4 protein-coding genes are annotated in these 3,481 nt (G+C 41.7%); 2 read left to right on the top strand and 2 right to left on the bottom strand.

Translation table 11 applies throughout. From position 1 onward, the window contains the following. The first annotated feature begins 125 nt into the window (after window positions 1–125). Entirely contained in the window at window positions 126–1,565 is a 1,440-nt protein-coding gene (locus tag AAAT87_RS15070) for an AAA family ATPase (protein ID WP_349226882.1), read from the top strand. A 220-nt stretch (window positions 1,566–1,785) separates the two neighbouring features. Here the strand turns inward: AAAT87_RS15070 and AAAT87_RS15065 are convergent, their stop codons facing one another. Continuing rightward, a complete protein-coding gene (locus AAAT87_RS15065; RefSeq protein WP_295346484.1) occupies window positions 1,786–2,103 on the bottom strand; it encodes a helix-turn-helix domain-containing protein in 318 nt (105 codons plus the stop codon). Window positions 2,104–2,389: 286 nt separating this feature from the next. On the opposite strand from AAAT87_RS15065, the gene AAAT87_RS15060 reads away from it, so the two are divergent. Next, the gene (locus AAAT87_RS15060) at window positions 2,390–2,575 is read left to right on the top strand and encodes a hypothetical protein (protein WP_298529977.1); all 186 of its coding nucleotides are present in this window, start codon (window positions 2,390–2,392) and stop codon (window positions 2,573–2,575) included. Between the two features lie 180 nt (window positions 2,576–2,755). Here the strand turns inward: AAAT87_RS15060 and AAAT87_RS15055 are convergent, their stop codons facing one another. After that, a complete protein-coding gene (locus AAAT87_RS15055; protein WP_349226881.1) occupies window positions 2,756–3,349 on the bottom strand; it encodes a phospholipase D-like domain-containing protein in 594 nt (197 codons plus the stop codon). Between the last annotated feature and the right edge of the window lie 132 nt (window positions 3,350–3,481).

Here is a 3,481-nt window from a genome sequence, read left to right as displayed (position 1 = left end):
CGAGCCGTGTGCGGTGAAAGTCGCATGCACGGTTCTTGAAGGGGAAAGCGGGGGTAACCCCGCAGACCTACTTAGATATCAGAGCCTTAGGGCTAATTGTTATCATAAAATAAGACTTTACCATTATGCTACAAAAAATAATAGGACGCAAGGAAGAGCAGAAAACGTTGCAGGATTGCTATGAATCCAACAAACCGGAATTCGTAGCAGTCTATGGAAGACGACGCATCGGCAAGACTTTCCTGGTGAAACAATTCTTCAAAGAAAAGTTTGACTTCTATTTTACAGGAGCTTATCAGGCTACCAAGAAAGATCAGCTCTTTAACTTCAAGATGACCCTGGAATCATACTCAGGCGTCAAGCGAAAGACCCCTCAGACATGGCTGGAAGCATTCTTCCAGCTAAAAGACTATCTGGCTTCTCTCGGTGAGAGACGAAAAGTGGTCTTCATCGATGAGCTTCCTTGGTTCGACACCCCACGCTCCAACTTCATCAGCGCTATCGAACTCTTCTGGAACCAATGGGCTTCAGACCAGAACCTCATGCTCGTGGTATGCGGTTCAGCCACCTCATGGATGGTCAATAAGCTGTTGGGAGACAAGGGTGGGCTACACAACCGGGTAACCCGCAGCATCTATCTTGCACCTTTCTCATTAGGTGAAACTGAGGAATTTCTGCAGAACAATCATATCGTATTCAACCGACACCAGACAGTAGAATGCTATATGATGCTAGGTGGCACGCCTTACTATCTAAACATGCTCAAAACCCATTTAAGCCTGGCTCAAAACATCAACAAGCTGTTTTTTGAGGAGAACGGTGAACTGAGAAGAGAGTTCGACTTCCTGTTCCGTTCGCTTTTCAAGGATAGCAGAAACTATCGTAAAGTAGTGGAGATACTTTCTCAAAAGGCAAAGGGCTTGACCCGACAGGACATCATCCGCGAATGCAAAATTCCTGACAATGGCGGACTATCAGAGGTATTGGATGATCTCTGCAACTGCGATTTCATCCGCCGCTACTACCCCATCAACAAGAAGCAGCGAGATGCAGTATATCAGCTCACCGACCTCTTCTCCCTATTCCACCTGCGCTACATCAAGAACTCCACTGGCATGGACGATACTTTCTGGACCGACACCATTGATTCGCCAAGTCATCGTGCCTGGTGCGGCTATGCTTTCGAGCAGGTATGCCTGCATCATATCAGGCAAATCAAACGTGCCCTAGGCATTGAGGGGGTTCAGGCATCCATCTGCTCATGGTCGGCACCTGCCAGCGTGGATTCTGAGGGAAAGAAGCGAGAAGGCGCCCAGATAGATTTGGTAATCGACCGACGAGACCAGACCATCAACCTATGCGAAATGAAGTTTTCGATGAAGCCCTTCGAGATTACTCCTTCCTATCTGGAACACATCATCTATCGCCGTGAGTTGTTCAGAGAAACCACTGGTACCAGCAAAGCTCTGCACCTCACCTTCGTTACGACTTACGGAGTGGCAAGAAATGCCCAATACGGCATGATACAGAGCGAGATTACAATGGATGACCTGTTTAAGCAATAAGTAAATCCATTCCAACTTATTGATTATCAATTAAATAATGTGGTAACCTTCATCAGATAACCCCCACCAACTCCTGTTCAATATGGTGACCTTCATCAAATGAAGGTCACCAACTTTCTGTGCGAATTTTTAGTATTATGAGATATAAAACCATCTAAGCCATTTAACCAGGAGCTAGAAAAAGCCAACCTCCAATGTATTAATTGAAAGTTGACTATTTTCATTTATATTGTTTAGTATGACGAATTCTCTGTGCCTTCTTCTCATCCCTTCTCATCAGATACGGGGAAGGGGGCAGCTCTGGAAGCACATCATTTATAGCATCAATCTGCCCCACCACCTTCAGCAAGAGGAGAAAAGTGGCTAGCGAAAGATTGCCAGCTGTGCCATTCTCAAATTTATGGATGGTGGTCAAGCCAAGCCCAGTAAGCTCGGCTACCTCTTTCTGGGTGAGATTGCATCTCATTCTATATTCCTTGAATCTCACTCCCAGCAAGCGTACCAACTCTGGAGTAGAATATTCATATAAATCTGCCATAATCTTTCATTTATTTATCTATCATTATAATGATATTTATCCATTATATCAGCCTTTATCTTCAATATACTGATATTTATGTTTGCAAAAATAATAAAAAGAAATGAAACTGGCAAGCTTTCAAAAGATTATTTTCTATCTTTCTGTTTTTCTTCTGGAAAGAAAGAAAAAACTAAAAAAGACTAAGATTCAATCACATTTCTTAGCTTTTTCTTGCCTACTTCAGAAAAAAACGTATTTTTGCCACAGAAATATACAAACATCAAAATAATAGGAGGATATGAATATGGCAAGACCAATAAGAGAAACCCCAATTCTAATGGGTAAAGATGCTGAACGCTTCGTTAAAGAAATGAAGCGAGTGGAAAGTTTGACTCCTGATCAGAGGAGAGCTAATCGAGAGAAACTGTATGCAGAAGTTGAAGAAATCAACAAAAAATGGAATCTAACATATAATGCACTTTTAGGATGAATATTTATCGTTTTGATTCAGATAGGAACGATGACAACAAGTACACTAGAGCCATGTACTTCGACATGCTCGAATTATAAACCAAGACCTCAGGTGCAGGCATCAAGTATCGGATACCTACAACTGAGGTTTCTAGATTACCACAAAACAGGAAAAAATGAGATTAAACGTCTATTTAATTTAACCTCCATTTACCTTGTTTTCCGTGGCAGAGTATAGGATTTCCATCATTTCGTTAGCTATTTTATGGTCAGCAATTCGCATGACATTATTTGTTTCCGAGTTATAGCCAAAGAAGTTGATATTTCCATACCAGACAATAGCCTTGTCTATGACAGCACATTGTAGCGTTTGTTCCTTGTTGCAAACCACATCCATTCCAGCATTTGACAGTTCTATCTCATTAGCCCCTTCCTCTTTAACATGTACAACCACAGAAACCCCATTATGAAGAAGGTTTGCGAGTGCAGACATGATAGAGGGTTTATATTTGAACTTCACTTTCGGTACTGCGATAACAACAGAATGTTTGGCTTTTGCCAAATCATTTCGGAATGCCGCTTCGTAATTGTTTTGTTCATATATCAGTTCTTGAGGATTTTTGTCAGGTACAAGTGATGTCACATTCTTTCCATATCCAGCTTTAATATACCCTTTCAATCGTTTACGATACATAGAGTCGCAAAGTGGAACACGAATATCCACATAATCATATATGTACACTTCACACTTTCCTTCATATTCTCTATGTAAACGCCCAGCATATTGCTCCACGTTTCCTTTCCAGGCTATAGGCATAGTAAGGAACAGGGTATCAAGGCGAGGATAATCGTAACTACTCAGCACCCCTATGGGCATGAGTAATCGTCTTACTGTTGTACTACAGCAAGAATTGCATTGAATTTA

The sequence above is a fragment of the Segatella sinensis genome, from assembly GCF_040095255.1.
Lineage (GTDB): Bacteria > Bacteroidota > Bacteroidia > Bacteroidales > Bacteroidaceae > Prevotella > Prevotella sinensis.
This window is presented reverse-complemented; position numbering and strand designations above follow the sequence as displayed.

Excerpts from the sequence above, each read along its gene's own strand:
- AAAT87_RS15070 (WP_349226882.1), top strand. The coding sequence starts at position 126 with ATGCTACAAAAAATAATAGGACGCAAGGAAGAGCAGAAAACGTTGCAG.
- AAAT87_RS15060 (WP_298529977.1), top strand. The coding sequence starts at position 2,390 with ATGGCAAGACCAATAAGAGAAACCCCAATTCTAATGGGTAAAGATGCT.
- AAAT87_RS15065 (WP_295346484.1), bottom strand. The coding sequence starts at position 2,103 with ATGGCAGATTTATATGAATATTCTACTCCAGAGTTGGTACGCTTGCTG.